The organism is Rhodopila sp. (assembly GCF_035548095.1).
GTDB lineage: Bacteria > Pseudomonadota > Alphaproteobacteria > Acetobacterales > Acetobacteraceae > Rhodopila.
The window spans coordinates 17,341-35,603 of record NZ_DASZUV010000022.1 but is presented as its reverse complement, the minus strand read 5'-3'; the positions used below and the strand labels follow the sequence as shown (position 1 = coordinate 35,603).

Sequence of the window (18,263 nt, the reverse complement as noted above, 5' to 3'; positions counted from 1 at the left end):
TCACACAAGCCCGGTCGTCGTGGAGGGGGCGACCCCGTCAGCCGCGGGGTCGCCCCGATCCTCCCACGACTCGCCGGACAGGGGCAAGTCCACGGCGGACTCCTCTTCCGTGCCCTCGCTTGCCGATGCGGGCGCGGGCAGCAGGCGGCTGGCCAGGGCCCTGGTCACGCGCCGGCCATCGGCCAGGCTCAGCCGGTCCAGCCGCGCCACCGCGTCGCGCAGCGCGGCCGGCGACCGGGGGAGCCGCCGCAGCAGCCATTCCCGCACCGGGTCCGGCACCACCAGCTGGCGGTCGGCCAGCAGCACGCCGAACAGCAGGCGGAGGAAACCGTCATCGGGCGGCAGGATCTCCACCGCCGTGATGGCGCGCAGGCGGCTGGACAGGTCGGGCAGCGCCACCGTCCAGCGGGCGGGCGCTCGCCGCCCGCTCAGCAGCAGGAACAGGCCACGGTCCCGCGCGGTGTTCAGCACGTGCAGCAGCGTCGTCTCGGCGGCGGGCCGGTCAGGCTTCCCATCGGGCTCCCCATCAGACGGCCGAATCTCGGCATCGTCGATCGCCACCGCGCCGCTGTCCGGCAGCGCGTCGGGGGTTGCCAGGCCGCGGCCATCCAGCAGAACCGCGCCGGTACGGGCCGCCCAGGCACGCAGCAGATGCGTCTTGCCGCAGCCTTCCCCTCCCCAGATCGCCAGCCGCCGATCGGGCCAGTCCGCAGTCCGCTCCAGCCAGGCCAAGGCGGCCTCGTTGCAGGCGCCCGGCAGCACGTCGCGCGGGTCGTAGACCGGCTGATGCGGGAACGGCAGCGGCAGTTGCTGGCGGGCAGGGGACATCACGCAGGGGGCATCACACGGAATAGGTCAGGAACCACATGTCACGAGGCCGGCGGATCGAGGTACAGCGGGCTGGACAGGTAGCGGCGCAACCAGAAACGCGCCAGCACCCCCAGGGTGGCGGCGATCGGCACCGCCAGCATGACGCCGACGAAGCCGAAGGCGGCGCCGCCGGCAAACAGGGCGAAAATCACCCAGACCGCCGGCAGCTCGACCCGATCGCCGAGGAACCGGGGATAGATCACATAGCCCTCCAGGGTCTGGCCGACGATCAGGATGCCGACGACCACGATCACCCCGCTCCAATGCGGGGACTGCGCCATGGCCAGCCCGATCGCGGTGACGCCGCCGACGATGGTGCCGACATACGGGATGAAGGACAGCACGCCCGCCATCAACCCGACGATTAGCCCCAGGTCCAGGCCGGCCAGTGACAGCGCGGTGGCATAGTACAGGGCCAGGATCAGGCAGCACAGCGCCTGCCCGCGCACCCAGGCCGACAGCACCCGGTCCACCTCCCGCACCTGCGCTCGGATCACGCCGCGATACCGATAGGGCAGCCAGGAATCGATCATCCGCACCACGGTGGGCCAGTCGCGCAGGAGGTAGAATCCGGCCACCGGGGTGACCACCGCCAGCGACAGCAGGTTGAAAATGGCGAAGCCGCTGCCGATCAGGCTGGTGACGGTGGACAGCAGGATGCTCAGCATCGAGCCGGCCTGGCCGGCGACCAGATCGCGCAGCTTGTCGTTGACGACCTCCGGCCCGAACTGGTCCTGCAGGTTGGTCAGCACATGCTTGGCCCAGCCTTGCAGCAGGCCGGCATATTGCGGAATGCGGTTCACCAGCAGCCCGACCTGCACGATCAACAGCGGGTACAGCAGCAGCGCGAACAGCAGCACACCGGCGAGGACGGCGAAGATCATCAGCAACGCCGCCAGCCCGCGCGACAGGCCCATGCGGTTCAGCGCCGTGGCGGCGGGGTCCAGCGCGTAGGCCAGCACCCCGGCGGCCACGAACGGCGCCAGCACCGACCCGAACAACTGCAGCGCCAGCCACAACGCGATCAGCAGCCCGCCGATCAGCGCCAGGCGCTGCCACCGCGTCGCGTGCGGCACCCCGGCAGGAGCCCCCGGGATGGGAGCCCCCGGGATGGGAGTCGCTGGGATGGGAGCTCCCGGGGTGGAAGCTCCTGGCGTCCCAGCCGCCGCCGGCGCCGTGGATGCACCGGCCGTGGATGCACCGGTAGATGCGTCAGTGGATGCCCCAGCGGGGGATGCCCCAGCGGGCGCCGTCGTGGATGCCCCGCTGGGCGCCAGCGTGGATGCGCCAATAGATGCGCCAATGGATGCCGTCGTTGATGCGGACGTATACACGTCGCCGGCGGGCGGCGGCGCGGGGCTGCTATCCTGGTCCGCTGGCGTCACCGGCCTCTCCGCGGGAAACGTTCCAGACATACGCGGCCCCCGAGGCCAGCGTCGTCAGCGCCACCACCCATATCAGAAGCAATGTCAGGCCGGGAAGGCCGATTCCCAGGCCGCTCTCCAGCAGCGCCACGCCGATCAGCACGATCTGCAGCAGCGTATTCAGCTTGGAGATGCGCAGCGGCCGGATCGCGACCGTCTGGCCGAGCACCGACAGGGTGACGATGCCGCCGACGATCAGCACGTCGCGGAACACCACCAGGATCGCCAGCCAGTCCGGCAGCACGCCGACCCAGCCCAGCGTGACGTACATGCTGACCAGCAGCGCCTTGTCCGCCGCCGGGTCCAGCGCCGCGCCGAGCGTATTGCCGCCGAACCGGCGGGCCAGCCAGCCATCCAGCGCATCCGACAGGCCGGCGGCGACGAACAGCCAGAACGCCCAGGCCACCTGGTGCGAGACCACCAGCCATACCGCCAGCGGCACCGCGCACAGCCGCGCGAACGTCACCACGTTGGCCGGGTTGACCAGGCTGGTCCCGGTGCTGGCGGCGATCTCCCGGCCGTCATCGGGCATCTGCCGATCTCCCTCATCCCGCGAATCGTGTTGCAGCGGCCGGCCGCTCGTCAGCCCGCCGCCCCTGTCGGCCCAGCCCGGCGCACCGGCTCCCCTGGTCATCTTCCGGATATGATGCGGCCGGCCGCGCTTTGCATCACACCCGGGGCATCATACCCCGGCATCACACCCGGCCGCGTCGCCGGCCCATCCGCCGCGAAATCCGGGTATCGCCCCCGCATGCCGGCCCATGGTATCGGCCACATGGCATCGACCGATGTCGCGCGCTATGCCGGCGCGACCGGGAAACAGCCACCCGGAGGAGAGAGCCACCATGACAGGAGTCGACCAGCCCGGGCAGAACGGGCTGGACTATCGCGCGGCCGGCGTCGACATCGAAGCCGGCGACGCCCTGGTCGAAGCGATCAAGCCACTGGCCCGCGCCACCGGCCGCAGCGGCGTGATCGGCGGGTTGGGCGGCTTCGGCGCCCTGTTCGACCTGAAAGCCGCCGGCTTCAGCGATCCGGTGCTGGTGTCCACCACCGACGGCGTCGGCACCAAGCTGAAAATCGCCATCGACACCGGCCTGCATGACACGGTCGGCATCGACCTGGTGGCGATGTGCGTCAACGACCTGGTGGTGCAGGGCGCCGAACCTCTGTTCTTCCTGGACTATTTCGCCACCGGCCGGCTCAGCGTCCCGCAGGCGCGGCGGGTCGTCGCCGGCATCGCCAGCGGCTGCCACGAAGCCGGCTGCGCCCTGGTCGGCGGCGAAACCGCCGAGATGCCGGGCCTGTACGCCGCTGGCGACTATGACCTGGCCGGCTTCGCGGTCGGCGCGGCGGAACGCGGCATGCTGCTGCCGCGCGACGTCGCTCCCGGCGACGTGATCCTGGGCCTGGGCAGCGCCGGCGTGCATTCCAACGGCTTCTCCCTGGTCCGGCGCATCGTCGAGGCCAGCCGCCTGGACTGGGGCGCGCCCTGCCCGTTCGCGCCGGGCGCCAGCCTGGCCGATGCGCTGATGACGCCGACCCGGATCTACGTGAAGGCGCTGCTGGCGCTGCACCGCGCCGGGCTGCTGAAGGCGGCGGCGCATATCACCGGCGGCGGCCTGCCAGGCAACCTGCCCCGCGTGCTGCCACAGGGAACCCGCGCGGCGCTGACCGCGGATTGGCCGGTGCCGCCGGTGTTCCGCTGGCTGGCCCGCACCGGCGGTGTCGCGGCGGAGGAGATGCTGCGCGTGTTCAACTGCGGCGTCGGCATGGCGCTGGTGGTCGGCGATGCCGACGCGGCGATCGGCATCCTGACCCGTCACGGCGAAAGCGTCAGCCGGATCGGCACGATCGAGGCGGCGGATGGCAGCCCCGGGGTGACCATCGCCGGCGCCGGGGCCCTGCTGGCATGAGGAAGCGCGTCGGCATCCTGATCAGCGGCCGCGGCTCCAACATGGACGCGCTGGTCGCCGCCGCCGCCGCGCCCGGCTATCCGGCGACGATCGCCCTGGTGCTGTCCAACCGTCCCGACGCCGCCGGGCTGGAGACCGCTCGGCGTGCCGGCTTGCGGGCCGAGGCCGTGGCGCACCAGCCGTTCGGCAAGGACCGCGCGGCACACGAGGCCGCGCTGCACTCCCGGCTATGCGATGCCGGCGTGGAGATCGTCTGCCTGGCCGGCTACATGAGGCTGCTGACGCCGTTCCTGGTGGAGGCCTGGGCCGGGCGGATGCTGAACATCCATCCCAGCCTGCTGCCCGCCTTCCCCGGGCTCCATACCCATGCCCGGGCGCTGGAAGCGGGCGTGGCCGTGCATGGCTGCACCGTGCACCTGGTGACGCAGGGCATGGATGAGGGGCCGATCCTGGCGCAGGCCGCCGTGCCGGTGCTGCCGGGCGATACCGAGGACGCGCTGGCCGCCCGCGTGCTGCGGCAGGAGCATCGCCTGTATCCCGCCGCACTGGCCGCGCTGTGCGGGGCGGCCGCCGCGCGGCCCGATGCCGCCGCGGTGCTGGCGAACCCCTTGCCCTGGCCGGCAGCCGTGCCATAAACCGGCGCAGTCGTTCCAATTTCACCATTCTTCCAAGCGGGAAACACGATGGCCGACCACATCACCCCAACCGCCGACGGCAGCGCCAGCCTGGAGGCATTGACGGAAGAGCGCTTCCGGATGTGGAGCGCCTTCACCGCCGCGACCCGCTGGAGCGTGGTCGGCGTGGTGGTGATCCTGGTGCTGATGGCGTTTTTCCTGCTGTGACCATCACGCCGGTGTAACCGGCCGCCAGGCGGCGCGGCGGTGCCGCGGCCAGCGGCTGTCCCCCGCCAGGCACGACGGACGGCTCCCGCCATACGGGTGCTCGCACACCGTTGCTGGCATCCGGTTCGCGGGACGGACCGGCTGGCCGGCTTCCGCCGCATTGCTCCGGCGCGGGCGAGGGCGGGGGCGGGGGCGATGGACCCGTGCCATCCCGCCCCCGCTGGTGTTGTGATCCTGGCCCTCTGATCCTGGCCGCCCTGGTCCTGGCCGCCCTGGTGCCGGGCCGCGTCATCCTGGCCATGCCGGGGCGGAATCGGGGGTCGGCGCCGCCTGATCCGGCGGCGGCGATGATTTTACCGTAATTTCTCCCGCCCCCGGCGCGAGACCTGTTGCTTCCGCGCGGGCTTGTGCCCCAAAAGCAGGCTTCTGCATTTCCCGCGCTGGACGTCTCGAATGTCGAATCTGCCCGGCGATACCGTGTCAGCGGACGCTCCGAGCGTCCGCCTCGACGGGAGAGCTGCGGCCGATCCGGAGTTTGCTGATTTACCGAAACGATCCGCGCGGCGCCCGCGGCGGCCGATCGGGTCGGCCGTGCTGCACGCACCGCAGGTTCTGCGCGCCATGGTGCGCGCCGACGAGATCTGGCTGGTGGTCCTGGCGGCCTTCCTGGGCTGCGGCACCGGCGTCGCCGTCTATCTGATGACCAACGCGGCGCAATTGTTCCACCAGACGCTGTTCGGCATCTCCCCCGAACAGCGCCTGAGCGCCATGGACTATGTGGAGCCGTTGCGCACCGTCCTGGTCCCCACCCTGGGCGGTCTGCTGCTGGGCGTCGTCTCGCTGGGCCTGGCGCGGCTGCATCCGCGCCGCTCGGTCGACCCGATCGAGGCGAACGCGCTGTTCGGCGGCCGCATGTCGATGAACGGCAGCCTGATCGTCGTGCTGCAGACCATCATGTCCAACGGCTTCGGCGCCTCGATCGGGCTGGAAGCCGGCTACACCCAGATCGGGTCCGCCATCGCGTCGCGCGTGGGACAGGCGTTCCGGGTGCGGCGGTCGGACCTGCGGCTGCTGGTGGGCTGCGGTGCCGCGGCGGCGATCTCCGGCGCATTCAACGCCCCGCTGACCGGCGCCTTCTATGCGTTCGAGCTGGTGATCGGCACCTACACGCTGGGCACCTTCGCCCCCGTCGCGGTCGCGGCGCTGGTGTCGCAGGCGGTGGTGCGGGCGCTGGGCGGCAACATCTTCGACCTGGTCGCCTATGTGCCCAACTCGATCGAGCCGATCGACTACATCCCGATCCTGGCGCTGGGCATGCTGTGCGCGCTGCTGGGCGTGTCGATCATGCGCGGGGTGACGATCACCGAGGACCTGTTCCGCCGCAGCAAGGTTCCCGGATGGCTGCGGCCGATGATCGGCGGCGCCGCCGTCGGCTGCATGGCGCTGCTGACGCCGGCGGTCCTGTCATCCGGCCACGGCGCGCTGAGCCTGTACTTCTCCAACTTCATGCCGCTGCGCTGGCTAGCGCTGCTGGTCGTGCTGAAGGCCCTCGGCTCCGCCATCTCCATCGGGTCGGGGTTCCGCGGCGGCCTGTTCTTCGCGTCGCTCTTCCTGGGCGTCCTGCTGGGCAAGACCTTCGCCGGCGCCCTGGCGCTGCTGGGCACCAGCCATGTGATCTCGCCGGCCGTGTGCGCGATGGTGGGCATGAGCGGCCTGGCCGTGGCGATCATCGGCGGCCCGCTGACGATGGGGTTCCTGGCGCTGGAGGCGACCGGCAGCCTGCCGATGACGGTGGCGGTGCTGGCCGCCTGCGTGGTGTCGTCGGTGACCGTGCGGCGGACCTTCGGCTACTCCTTCGCCACCTGGCGGTTCCACCTGCGCGGCGAGGCGATCCGCAGCGCCGTCGATATCGGCTGGATGCGCACCTTGACGGTTGGCCGGATGATGCGGCGGGACATGCGTACCGTGCGTGCCGACACGCCGCTGCCGGCGTTCCGGCGCGACTTCCCGCTGGGCGCGACACAGCGCGTGATCGCGCTGGACGAGGACGACCGCTACGCCGGCATCGTGCTGCTGGCCGAGGCGCACGCCGATGGCGATGACGGCCACAGGGCGCGGGACATCGTGCATTACGCCGATACCGTGCTGCTGCCGCAGATGACGATCAAGGAAGCGGTGGCGATGTTCGAGAATGCCGAGAGCGACGCGCTGGTGGTGGTGGACAACGCCAAGGACCGGCACGTGATCGGTCTGTTGACCGAACAATACGCGCTGCGCCGCTACAGCGAGGAGCTGGACCGGCGGCGGCGGGAGCTGTCAGGGGAATAGGCGGCCAGGGGAAGCCATCACCCGGGGGAAGATATGGCCGGGGGAAGATATGGCCAGGGGAAGATATGGCCAGGGGAAGAAGTGGCCGGGGGAAGATATGGCCGGGGGGAAAATGTGACCGGGGAACAGGCGGCGCGCATTGCGCGCAAATCCGCCCCGCCCGCGCTCAGAACTCGATGTCGAGCTCGTCGATCTGTTCCGGCTCCTTCTGCGCGGCGGTGATCCACTGCCGCATCTCGGCCCAGCCCATGATGTGGTGGCAGTAGCGTTCACACAGTCTGTCCACCTTGACGTCGTAGCTGCGGAACCGCGTCACCACCGGCGCATACATGGCGTCGGCGATCGACGGCCGCTGGCCGAACAGCCATGGCCCCTTCCAATATGTCAGGCACTCGGTCCAGATCTCGGTGATCCGCTCGATATCCGCCTGCACGGCCGACCATACGGCGAAGTTCGGACGGAACAGCCGCAGGTTCATCGGGCAGGCTTCCCGCAGCGCGGCGAAGCCCGAGTGCATCTCCCCCGAGATCGAGCGGCAGCGCGCCCGAGCGAGCCGGTCTTCGGGAAGCATGTGGGCGTCGGGGAACATTTCGTTGAGGTATTCCGCGATCGCCAGCGTGTCCCAGATCATGACGTCGTTGTGCATCAGCGCCGGGATGCGGATGGAGGAAGACTGCATCAGCAGCTCCTTCCGGTTGACCGGATCGTCCGGGTCGACAACCTTTTCCTCGAACGGCAAACCGGCCATGCGGGTCAACAGATAGCCACGCAGCGACCAGGATGAGTAATTTTTGCTGCTGATCAGCAACGTCGCGTCGGCCATAGTGACAATCCTCGATCCCGCTGGCATGCTGCGTCGCAATATAGCAGGAGCTTTGCGGTGCTGACGAGGTCTTGTGATTGCTGTAAGTGAGCCGGATGATCGGACTTGGCTGACGCAGCGGGCGATGCTCTACCAACTCTACCAGGCGCAGGCCGACCTGCTGTTTCCCGCGCGCCAGATGGCCAGGTTCGGCGCCAGCATGGCCAGGGCGATGGACATGGGCGACTATACGCCCCGCCTGGTCCGCCAGCTCGGCGCCGCCTGCGACGTCTTCGCGGGCCTGGAACTCACGCATCACCGCCCCTCCTACAACATCCCGACGACGACGATGGGCAACAAGACCGTCGCCGTGACCGAGGAACCGGTCCTCGACACCCCGTTCGGCACCCTGCTGCGGTTCAAGAAGGATTCCAACGCCATCCAGCCCCGGGTGCTGGTCATCGCGCCGATGTCGGGACATTTCGCCACCCTGCTGCGCGGCACCGTGCTGGTGATGCTGCCCGACCATGACGTCTACATCACCGATTGGAAGAACGCCCGCGACGTGCCGCTGTCGGAGGGTTCGTTCGGCTTCGACTCCTATGTCGACCACCTCATCACGTTCATGGAGGCGATCGGCGAGGGCGGTCACATGGTGGCGGTCTGCCAGCCCTGCGTCGCCGCGCTGGCCGCGGCGGCGGTGATGGCCGAGACCGGACATCGCGCCCAGCCTCGCAGCCTCACGCTGATGGCCGGGCCGATCGATACCCGGCAGAACCCGACCAAGGTGAACCACCTGGCCAAGTCGCACTCGATCGAATGGTTCGAGAAGAACCTGATCGGCAAGGTGCCCTGGCGCTATCCCGGCGCGTTCCGCCGGGTCTATCCCGGCTTCGTGCAGCTGACCGCGTTCATGTCGATGAACCTGGACCGCCACATCAACGCGCATCTGGGGCAGTTCCGGGCGCTGGCCAGCGGGGATGTCGTGGCGGCGGCAAATCACCGGCGGTTCTACGACGAGTACAACGCGGTGATGGACCTGCCGGCGGAATTCTACCTGGAGACCGTCCAGCGCGTGTTCCAGGACCACGACCTGCCGCTGGGCAGGCTGACCTGGCACGGCCAGCCGGTGCGGCCGCAGGCGATCCGCCGCACCGCCCTGCTGACGGTCGAGGGGGAGCGCGACGATATCTGTGCCATCGGCCAGACCATGGCAGCGCTGGATCTGTGCAGCGGCGTGCGGATCAGCCAGAAGCGCCACCACCTGCAATCCGGCGTCGGCCATTACGGCGTCTTCAGCGGCTCCCGCTGGGCGCGCGAGGTCTATCCGCGAGTGCGCGCGATGATCGAGGTCACCAACCTGCAAACCCCGCCGCAGACGCGGTAGTCCGTCCGGCGGTCCGCCGCTGCGCTCCCTCCCCGCTTTCCACTGGAAGCGATCCATGGGAGCGATCCTTGGTGGGGCGCTCCGTCGGGGGGCGCCCGGTCGGGGGGCGCCCGGTCGGGGCGGTCATTTACACGCATCGCCCGGTCCCATACGCTGTCATCGACAAGAATGCGGAGGCAACCACCAGCGTCCATGGAACACAGCGACGCGGCTCGTCCGCCCGGCGGTGCGATCGATTGCGACGTCCACATCACCCTGCCATCGACGCGGGTGCTGCTGCCCCATTTCGAGCCGTACTGGCGGGAACACATCACCCGCCGCGGGCTGGAGCGGGAGAGCCTGGATACGACCAGCTTCCCGGCCAATGCACCGATCAACGGCCGCCCGGACTGGCGGCAAGGGACGGCGCCGCCCGGCAGCAGCCTGGCCGCGCTGCGGACCCATGTGCTGGACCGGTTCCAGCTCCGCCATGCCATCGGCAACGTGGTGAACGGCGCCCAGGTGCTCTTCAGCGAGGACCTGTCCGCCGCCTATTGCAGAGCGATCAACGACTGGCTGAAGGCGGAGTGGCTGGACCGGGATCCGCGGTTGCGCGCCTCCATCGTCGTGCCGGTGCACAGCGCGGAGCTGGCCGCCGAGGAGATCCACCGCGTCGCCCCCGATACCCGCTTCGTGCAGGTGCTGATGCTGGCCATGGCGGAACTGCCGCTGGGCCGCCGGCAGACCTGGCCGATCTACCGCGCGGCCACGGAGCACGGGCTGCCGATCGGCATCCATGCCGGCAGCTCCTACCGCCATCCGCCCAGCGCCAGCGGCTGGGGATCATATTACCTGGAGGATTATGTCAGTCACGCCCAGGGCTTCGCCGCGGCGATGAACAGCCTGGTGGCCGAGGGGGTGTTCCAGAAGTTCCCGACGCTGAAGGTCGTGCTGATGGAATCCGGCGTATCCTGGCTGCCGGCCGCGTTGTGGCGGCTGGACAAGACCTGGCGCGGCGTGCGGGCGGAGACCCCCTGGCTGGAACAGCTGCCGACGCGGATCGTCCGCGAGCATGTCCGCCTGACCCTGCAACCCTTCGACGCGCCGCCGACCGAGGCCCAGCTGCACACCCTGCTGGAGCAGATCGGGTCGGACGACATGCTGCTGTTCTCCACCGACTACCCGCACTGGCATTTCGACGGCGACGCGGCGCTGCCCGCCGGCTTGCCCGAGGCGCTGCGCCAGAAGATCTGCGTCGACAATCCCCTGGCGACCTATCCGCGTTTACGCATGTGAAGAAGACAGCTGTGAAGGAGTCTGGCCGATGAACATGACTGTCCTGGATCGCTCCCCCGATCCCGCCGCCACCGCCGACCGTCCGGCGCAGGCCTATATGGGCTTCATCGATTGCGACGTGCACCCTTATACCAAGGGGCCGAACGACTTCGATCCGTTCCTGTCGAAGCGCTGGCTGGACCACAAGAACAGCATCGGCGGCCGCCCGCGGCAGGCGCTGGCGAAGATGCCGATGTATCCGCGCATGTCCCCCGGTTCCGGCATGCGGATGGATTCCTGGCCCAAGGACGGCGGCCATCCCGGCTCCGACCTGGCCTTGATGCAGGAACAGCTGCTGGACCTGTTCGATGTCTCGGCGGGGCTGCTGGCGCCGCTGGTCGGGGGCTCCGCCGCCGAACGCAACATCGCGTTCGGCTCCGCCATGGCCACCGCGGTGAATGAGTGGCAGCTCGCGCACTGGTGCATTCCCGACAAGCGCCTGAAGGGCGCGGTCCAGGTCAATATCGAGGACGGCCCCGGCGCCGTGGCCGAGATCGAGAAGCGCGCCGGCGACCGCCGCTTCTGCCAGGTGAACATCCCGCCGCGCGGGATCGAGCCGCTGGGCCGCCAGCGCTACCTGCCGATCCTGGCCGCCTGCGCCGCCAATGATTTCCCGGTGTCCCTGCACCTGGGCGGCACCAGCGGCCATGCCTCGACCGGCGGCGGCTGGCCGTCCTTCTACCATGAGGAACATCCGTCCTACGTGCAGACCATGCAGACGCTGGTGATCTCCCTGGTCTGCGAAGGCGTGTTCGAGAGGATTCCGAACCTGAAAGTGGTGATGGTGGAGGGCGGCTTCGCCTGGCTGCCGGCGCTGTGCTGGCGGCTGGACAAGCACTGGAAGCGCCTGAAGCAGGAAGTGCCGTTCCTGACGAAATCGCCGTCGGAATATGTGCATGAGCATTTCTGGGTCTCGACGCAGCCGATCGAGGAGCCGGAGCGGCCCCAGGACATGCTGTCGATCCTGGAGTGGATCGGTCCGGACCGGATCATGTTCTCCACCGACTATCCGCACTGGGACCAGGACGATCCGCGCTATGCCTTCAAGGTGCAGATCCCGCGCGACTGGCAGGAGCAGATCTACAAGGGCAATGCCCGCGCGCTGTATCACCTGGACTGACCGATGCCGCGTCACGTCGTCGCCAAGGTGGAGGAGATCCCGGCCGGCACCTGCAAGATTGTCACGGTGCGCGGCCGGGAGATCGGCATTTTCAACGTCAACGAGACGTTTTACGGACTGATCAACCGCTGCCCGCATCAGGGCGCGCCGCTATGCGAGGGCGCGATCGTCAGCCGCCTGGTGTCGCACCTGCCCGGCGAGTACGGGCTGAGCCGGCCCGGCGAGATGATCCGCTGCCCCTGGCATTGCTGGGAGTTCGACATCACCACCGGCAAGTCGCTGTGCGACCCGAACAGCATGCAGGCGCGGATGTTCAACGTCGCGGTCGAGCCGGGACAGGACCTGGTGGAGGGTCCGTTCGTTGCCGAATCGGTGGATGTCAGCGTCGAGGACCGCTACGTCGTCGTGACGATGTGATGGCGTGCCCTGACCGCGCGCGGGTGGACCCGGCATGACGAGGACGAAGGCGGCAAGGTCGGGGAAGGCCGAGACCGGGACAAGCCCGGGCGCGAAGGCGGGCCGGATCAGGATCGGCGTCGGCGGCTGGACGTTCGAGCCGTGGCGCGGCCCGTTCTATCCCGACAAGCTGCCGCAGAAGCAGGAACTGGGCTATGCCAGCCGGCACCTGACCTCGATCGAGATCAACGGCACCTACTACGGATCGCAGAAGCCCGAAAGCTTCGCCCGGTGGCACGATGAGACGCCGGACGACTTCGTCTTTTCCTTGAAGGCACCGCGCTTCGCGACCAACCGGAAGGTGCTGGCCGAGGCCGGCCCGACGATCGAGCGCTTCCTGACCGGCGGCGTCCTGATGCTGAAGGACAAGCTGGGTCCGATCAATTGGCAGTTCATGGCGACGAAAGCGTTCGATCCCGCGGATTTCGAGGCGTTTCTGAAGCTGCTGCCAGCGTCCGCCGAGGGCAGATCGCTGCGCCACGTGGTCGAGGTGCGGCACGAAAGTTTCAAATGTGATGATTTCATTGCCCTGACCAGAACCCATGGTGTTGCGATTGTTATCGCTGGGGACAGCAAATTTCCCCAGATCGCCGATCCGACCGCAGCCTTCGTCTACGCTCGGATCATGGGCACGGCGGAAGATGAGCCACAGGGTTACCCGGCCGAGGCGCTGGATCGCTGGGCGGCGCGCGCGAAGGCCTGGGCCGCCGGACAGGCGCCCGAGGGACTGGACTATGTCGGCAAACCTCACACCGACAAGGCGCGTGACGTCTATCTATACGTGATCAGCGGCCACAAGGTACGCAACCCGGCGGCGGCGATGGCGCTGATCGAACGCGTGGGATAGCCGGACAGCACTGGCGGACAGCACTGGCGCAAGGCCGTCCGCCAGCACGGCAAGCAACCCCGGGCCGGCGACAATGCCCGGCCGGCAGCATCTCCGGCGGTATCCGCGAGCACGGCCTGCGTGGCCTCGATGGGCGGGCCTGGCGGGAACGGTAGCGCGCCAGCAGCGTCGTGGCGGTGGCGGCGCAGTCGGCGAGGCCGGTGGCGGTCACGCGGAGGTCCGGCCGAAATGAGCCTGCAGAGGCAGGCTGCGAGTCCGACCGGACCCCGCCAACCGGCTGGGAGACCGGCCGGTCAGGTCGGTTTCCGTCAGGTCGGCTTCCTGGCGGCGTAGGAGCCGCCCGCCGCGCGCACCTCGGCCGCCGTCCTGGCGTCGCGCAGCCGGGCGAGGTATTCCGCCTCGTTGTCCAGCATCTTGCGCGCGTTCTGCAGCACCGCGGCGGCCTTGTCGGCAGGGAATTTGACCGCGCCGTTCTCATCCATGTGAATCAGCTCGCCGGGCGCGACATCCATGCCGCCGACCGAGACCGGGACATTCACCGCGTGCACCGCCATCTCCCCGTGGCCGGCGGAGACGCCACCGAGCAGGAGCTGGAAGTCGAGGCGGCGGATCGCGTCGATGTCGCGGGACGGGCCGTTGGAGACCATGCCGACGCAGCCGACGGCCTTCATGGAGGTGACCATGATCTCCCCGGCCAGGCCGGCCTTCGCCATCAGCCCCTCGGGCCATTTCTGCTGCAACACCAGGATGGTGGGCTTCGGCATCGCATCGAGCGCGTCGATCACGTCCATGAAGCTCAGCCGGCCGGTGTAGTTCGGGTCCGGCAGGCCGTAGACGCAGGTGACGGCGTAGCCGATGACGGGGGTCTTTTCCGGGTAGATGCAGCGGATCGAGGCATCGGTGTACCAGGCTTCCGTCCATGGGTTGTACAACCCGAGGCAAAGCGGGTTCTTCGGATAGGTGGCGACCACGTTGGTGATGGTCGGGGTGTCGACGGTGCGGAGTCCGGCGAAGACGTCGTCGGGGACCGGGGTGGTCATGATGGTTTCCCTCCTGCCTTGGGTGCGCGCGAGACATCGGCTGAAGCCGGGGGGTCTGGCAAGGGGGGCGCCATATTCAAACCCCTACCACCAGCCCGCCGGTCGCCGGGTCGGCGCCGCCATCCATCGTGCCGTCGTCGCCGATCCGGATCGCATGCACCCAGGCGAACGTATAGCTCTGCGCATGCCGCATCACCCGATACCCCTCCGCCACCAGCGCCCGCTCGGTCGATCGCAGAATCCGGTTCGACACCTCGATCGTGTCGGACACCGCGGCGAAGCGGGGCGCGGAGACCGCGGCCTCGGCCGTCATGCCGAATTCGATGACATTCAGCATCACCTGCAGGTTGCCCATGGTGATATACGTCGCCCCCGGCGCCCCCAGCACCAGGCAGGGCCGTTCTTCCTTGAAAACGATCGTCGGCGACAGCGCCGAGAAACGGGATTTGCCGGGTTCCAGCGACCCGGCGTGGCCCGGCCGCGGATCGAACACCGCCATGGCGCCGTTATACATGAACCCCAGCCCGTCGGTGATCACGCCGGACGGCTGGCCAAGCGTATGCGTCATCGTCAGGGCGTTGCCGTCGCTGTCGGCGAGACACAGCTGCGTCGTATGCCTGCTTTCCGCGCCGCCGCTGTTGAAGCGCGGCACCGGCGTCTTCTCCCGCCGGCGGATACGCTCCGCCATCCGGGCCGCATAATCCTTCGACGTCAGCCGTTCCGTCGGCACATCGACAAAGCGTGGATCGCCGACGGAACGGTCCTTGTCGGCGGTGGCGATCTTCATTGCCTCGGCCACCACCCGCACATATTCCGGCGCGTTGTGGCCCAGTGCCGCCAGGTCGAAGTTTTCCAGGATGTTCAGCATCTCGATCAGCATGATGCCGCCGCCGGGCGGGTTGTTGGTGGCGATGCGCAGGCCGCGATACGTGCCCCACAGCGGCGCCGTCTCCTCCGGCGCGCAGGTGGCCAGGTCGGCTTCCCCCAGCAGACCGCCATGCGCCTGCATATCGGCAACGATCCGCCGCGCGATGGCCCCGCCGTAGAAGTCCTCGGCGCCGTGTTCGGCGATGCGGCGATAGGTCGCCGCCATGTCCGGGTTGCGCAGCGTATCGCCGACGCGCAGCGGCTGCCCGTCGGCGCCGCAATAGATTTTTCGCGCCGCCTCCAGTTTCGTCACGATTCCGATATTGCCATCGCGCCCGGCGATCGGCGGCCGGTGCCAGAACTCCGCCACGTGCGGCCGCACCAGGCAGCCCTGTTCCGCGTAGCCGATCGCCGGGCGCATCGCCTCGGCCAGCGACATCGTGCCCCAGCGCCGCAGCGCGTGATCCAGCGCGGCAAGGGTGCGCGGCGTGGTGATCGCCTGGTAGCCGAACTCGTTCTCCCGCCCGCGCAGGATGAAGCCCCAGCCATCCTCGGCCTCCCGCTCGATCCGGTCGGCCCACATGTCCGGCCGCGTCGCCAGGGGGGACCGGCCGTGGAAATCCAGCGTCAGGTGCACGCCGCGTCCGGGCAGAAACAGGTGCAGGCATCCCATCCCGGCGATGCCGCACATCTGCGGGTCCACCACGGTCTGCACCAGCGCCGCCGTCACCGCCGCATCGACGATGGTGCCGCCGGCGCGCAGCACATCGGCGCCGGCCTCGGCCGCCTCGGGCTGCGGTGCCGAGATCATTCCGTGCGGCATCCTGTCTCCTCCCATGCCCCGTTCATGCCTCGTTTCCGGCAGCGGACGCCGTTGCCGCCGCGCGGTCAAGCCGGTTTCGAGACCCCTTGGCGGTAGCGATATCTCGCCTGTAAGCTGGATGCCAATACGCGGGTGACACACACCCCATCGGAAACGCTCAAGGGAAACGCTCATGTCTCGATCGCACCTGTCCCGCCGCACGCTGATGGCCGCCACCATGGTCAGCCCGGCCGTCGTCGCGCTGATGAAGCGGGAGGCGATGGCCCAGGCCGCCCCCGGCAGCCTGTCCGCCTCGGGCCTGGTCGGTGAGATGCAGGGCCCGACGATGATCACCGATCCGGCGAAATGGCCGAAGACCTTTTCCGAGGCGCCGATGCTGGCCGCCCAGGTGAAGGCCGGCAAGCTGCCGCCGGTGGAGCAGCGGATCCCCGCCGAACCGATGGTCTGGCAGCCGCTGCATGAGATCGGCAAGTACGGCGGCACCTGGCGGCGCGCCTTCACCGGCCCGGGCGATGGGGAAAACGGCAACCGCCTGCTGTCGACCGACAAGCCGCTGTTCTGGAGCGAGGACGGCAGCAAGATCGTGCCGAGCATGGCGAAGGGCTATGACCTGAGCGAGGACGGCAAGACCTATACGCTGCATTTGCGCAAAGGCATGAAGTGGTCCGACGGCGCACCCTTCACCGCCGATGATTTCATCTTCTGGTTCGAGGATATCTACGGCAACAAGGAGATCGTTCCGACACCGACGCCGGAGATGCAGCCGCAGGGCAAGCCTGGCCGCATGGTGAAGGTGGATGAAACGACCGTGCGGTGGGAATTCGATGTTCCCTATTACCTGATCGAGGAGATCATGGCCGGTGACACCGCCCTGGGTGGCGGCCAGGCCGTGCGGCAATCCGCCAAGGTCAGCTTCGGCTCCTATGCACCCAGGCATTACCTGAAGCAGTTTCTACCGAAATATTCCTCGCTGGAAGCGGTGAACGCCCGGGCGAAGCAGGAAGGGTTCGAGAACTGGGTGCAGATGCTGCACTTCAAGAAGGACTGGGAGCTGAACCCCGAGGTCCCGGTGCTGGGTCCCTGGCGTACCGTGCGGCCGATCAACACGCCGATCTGGCTGCTGGAGCGCAACCCCTATTATTACGCCATCGATGCCGCCGGCAACCAGCTGCCCTATTTCGACTATGTGCAGTTCACCCTGGCCGAGAACCTGGAGATCATCAACCTGCGCGCGATGGCCGGCGAATATGATGAGCAGGAGCGGCATATCGACCTGAGCAAGCTGCCGGTGATCCTGGATAACCAGGAGAAGGGCAACTACAAGGTGCATCTTGACCTGGGCTTCGCGGGTTCCGACTTTATGTTCCACGTGAACCAGAGCTACAACGGCGATCCGGAAATTCGTAAGTGGCTGACCAATGCCGATTTCCGCCGCGCGCTGTCGCTTGGTATCGATCGCGACCAGTTGAATGAGACGTTCTGGCTGGGCGTCGGCACGCCGGGTTCGCCGGCGCCGGGGGAGGCGATGCCGCAAAGCCCCGGGCCGGAATGGCGGAAGAAATGGTCCGTTCTGGACATCAAGCAGGCCAATGCGCTGCTGGACAAGATCGGCCTGTCCAAGAAGGACGGCGACGGCTTCCGCGTGCGCACGGATAACGGCCAGCGCCTGCGGCTGGAGGTGATCGCCATCGCCGCCTTCCTGCCCTATCCGCAACTATCCGAAATGGTTGCCGACCAGTGGCGCAAGATCGGCATCCAGGCCGACGTAAAGGAAATGGAGCGTGGCCTGGGCTTCGCCAAGCAGACGAACAACGAGCATCAGCTGTTCGTCTGGAACAATGGCGGCACGGAGCTGCTGTACCTGTTCCCGATGTGGGCGGTGCCGACCATCCCCGGCGCGGCGTTCGGGCCGGAATACGCGAACTGGTATTCCTCGGGCGGCACGCAGGGCAAGAAGCCGGACGATCCGAACATCCTCAAGATCATGGAGCTGTACCGCGAGGCCTCCGGGCTGAAGGTCGATGGCCGCAACAAGAATGCCCAGGAGATCTGGAGGATTCTGGTCGATCAGCAATACGGCATCGGCACGGTCGGCCAGTCGCCGGCCGGGCTGGGCGTGCGCCTGGTATCCAACAGGCTGGGCAATATCGCCGGCCGCGTCTGCAACGCACAGCATTGCCGCACCCCCGGCAACTCGCATCCGGAGACGTGGTATTTCAAATCCTGA

At 68.3% G+C, this 18,263-nt stretch carries 16 protein-coding genes; 10 read left to right on the top strand and 6 right to left on the bottom strand.

The window, feature by feature from the left end; translation table 11 throughout:
• From VHC04_RS16860 to VHC04_RS16850, 3 genes are all read right to left on the bottom strand, one after another.
• The gene (locus VHC04_RS16860; RefSeq protein WP_325683390.1) at positions 1-828 is read right to left on the bottom strand and encodes an HdaA/DnaA family protein; all 828 of its coding nucleotides are present in this window, start codon (positions 826-828) and stop codon (positions 1-3) included.
• Positions 829-869: 41 nt separating this feature from the next.
• Positions 870-1,946 carry an AI-2E family transporter gene (locus VHC04_RS16855; protein ID WP_325683388.1) on the bottom strand — a complete coding sequence of 359 codons (1,077 nt, stop codon included), beginning with the start codon at positions 1,944-1,946 and terminating at the stop codon, positions 870-872.
• Between the two features lie 286 nt (positions 1,947-2,232).
• Complete coding sequence (locus VHC04_RS16850; RefSeq protein WP_325683386.1) at positions 2,233-2,826, bottom strand: CDP-alcohol phosphatidyltransferase family protein; 594 nt, start codon at positions 2,824-2,826, stop codon at positions 2,233-2,235.
• 313 nt (positions 2,827-3,139) lie between these two features.
• Between VHC04_RS16850 and purM the strand changes: the two genes are divergently transcribed.
• The 4 genes from purM to VHC04_RS16830 all read left to right on the top strand — a co-directional run bounded on the left by purM (position 3,140) and on the right by VHC04_RS16830 (position 7,380).
• Complete coding sequence (purM, locus tag VHC04_RS16845; protein ID WP_325683384.1) at positions 3,140-4,210, top strand: phosphoribosylformylglycinamidine cyclo-ligase; 1,071 nt, start codon at positions 3,140-3,142, stop codon at positions 4,208-4,210.
• A complete protein-coding gene (gene purN / locus VHC04_RS16840; RefSeq protein ID WP_325683382.1) occupies positions 4,207-4,845 on the top strand; it encodes a phosphoribosylglycinamide formyltransferase in 639 nt (212 codons plus the stop codon). Before purM ends, purN begins: the two co-directional genes overlap by 4 nt.
• 48 nt (positions 4,846-4,893) lie before the next feature.
• Positions 4,894-5,052 carry a hypothetical protein gene (locus VHC04_RS16835; RefSeq protein ID WP_325683380.1) on the top strand — a complete coding sequence of 53 codons (159 nt, stop codon included), beginning with the start codon at positions 4,894-4,896 and terminating at the stop codon, positions 5,050-5,052.
• A gap of 591 nt (positions 5,053-5,643) precedes the next feature.
• On the top strand, positions 5,644-7,380 hold the full coding sequence (locus VHC04_RS16830) for a chloride channel protein (RefSeq protein WP_325683378.1): 1,737 nt from the start codon (positions 5,644-5,646) through the stop codon (positions 7,378-7,380).
• 166 nt (positions 7,381-7,546) lie between these two features.
• On the opposite strand, the gene VHC04_RS16825 is transcribed toward VHC04_RS16830, so the two are convergent.
• Positions 7,547-8,203: a glutathione S-transferase family protein gene (locus VHC04_RS16825; protein WP_325683376.1), complete on the bottom strand. Its 657-nt coding sequence runs from the start codon at positions 8,201-8,203 to the stop codon at positions 7,547-7,549.
• A gap of 124 nt (positions 8,204-8,327) precedes the next feature.
• On the opposite strand from VHC04_RS16825, the gene VHC04_RS16820 reads away from it, so the two are divergent.
• From VHC04_RS16820 to VHC04_RS16800, 5 genes are all read left to right on the top strand, one after another.
• Positions 8,328-9,569: a polyhydroxyalkanoate depolymerase gene (locus VHC04_RS16820; RefSeq protein ID WP_325683374.1), complete on the top strand. Its 1,242-nt coding sequence runs from the start codon at positions 8,328-8,330 to the stop codon at positions 9,567-9,569.
• A 192-nt stretch (positions 9,570-9,761) separates the two neighbouring features.
• The gene (locus tag VHC04_RS16815; protein ID WP_325683372.1) at positions 9,762-10,844 is read left to right on the top strand and encodes an amidohydrolase family protein; all 1,083 of its coding nucleotides are present in this window, start codon (positions 9,762-9,764) and stop codon (positions 10,842-10,844) included.
• Between the two features lie 28 nt (positions 10,845-10,872).
• Complete coding sequence (locus tag VHC04_RS16810) at positions 10,873-12,003, top strand: amidohydrolase family protein (protein WP_325683370.1); 1,131 nt, start codon at positions 10,873-10,875, stop codon at positions 12,001-12,003.
• A gap of 3 nt (positions 12,004-12,006) precedes the next feature.
• Positions 12,007-12,420, top strand: a complete 414-nt coding sequence (locus tag VHC04_RS16805; RefSeq protein WP_325683368.1) for a Rieske (2Fe-2S) protein — start codon at positions 12,007-12,009, stop codon at positions 12,418-12,420.
• A gap of 34 nt (positions 12,421-12,454) precedes the next feature.
• The gene (locus VHC04_RS16800) at positions 12,455-13,306 is read left to right on the top strand and encodes a DUF72 domain-containing protein (protein WP_325683366.1); all 852 of its coding nucleotides are present in this window, start codon (positions 12,455-12,457) and stop codon (positions 13,304-13,306) included.
• A 308-nt stretch (positions 13,307-13,614) separates the two neighbouring features.
• Here VHC04_RS16800 and VHC04_RS16795 read toward each other — a convergent pair whose 3' ends face one another.
• Complete coding sequence (locus VHC04_RS16795; protein WP_325683364.1) at positions 13,615-14,346, bottom strand: RraA family protein; 732 nt, start codon at positions 14,344-14,346, stop codon at positions 13,615-13,617.
• Between the two features lie 76 nt (positions 14,347-14,422).
• On the bottom strand, positions 14,423-16,024 hold the full coding sequence (ggt, locus tag VHC04_RS16790; RefSeq protein ID WP_325683362.1) for a gamma-glutamyltransferase: 1,602 nt from the start codon (positions 16,022-16,024) through the stop codon (positions 14,423-14,425).
• Between the two features lie 184 nt (positions 16,025-16,208).
• Between ggt and VHC04_RS16785 the strand changes: the two genes are divergently transcribed.
• On the top strand, positions 16,209-18,263 hold the full coding sequence (locus VHC04_RS16785; protein ID WP_325683360.1) for an ABC transporter substrate-binding protein: 2,055 nt from the start codon (positions 16,209-16,211) through the stop codon (positions 18,261-18,263).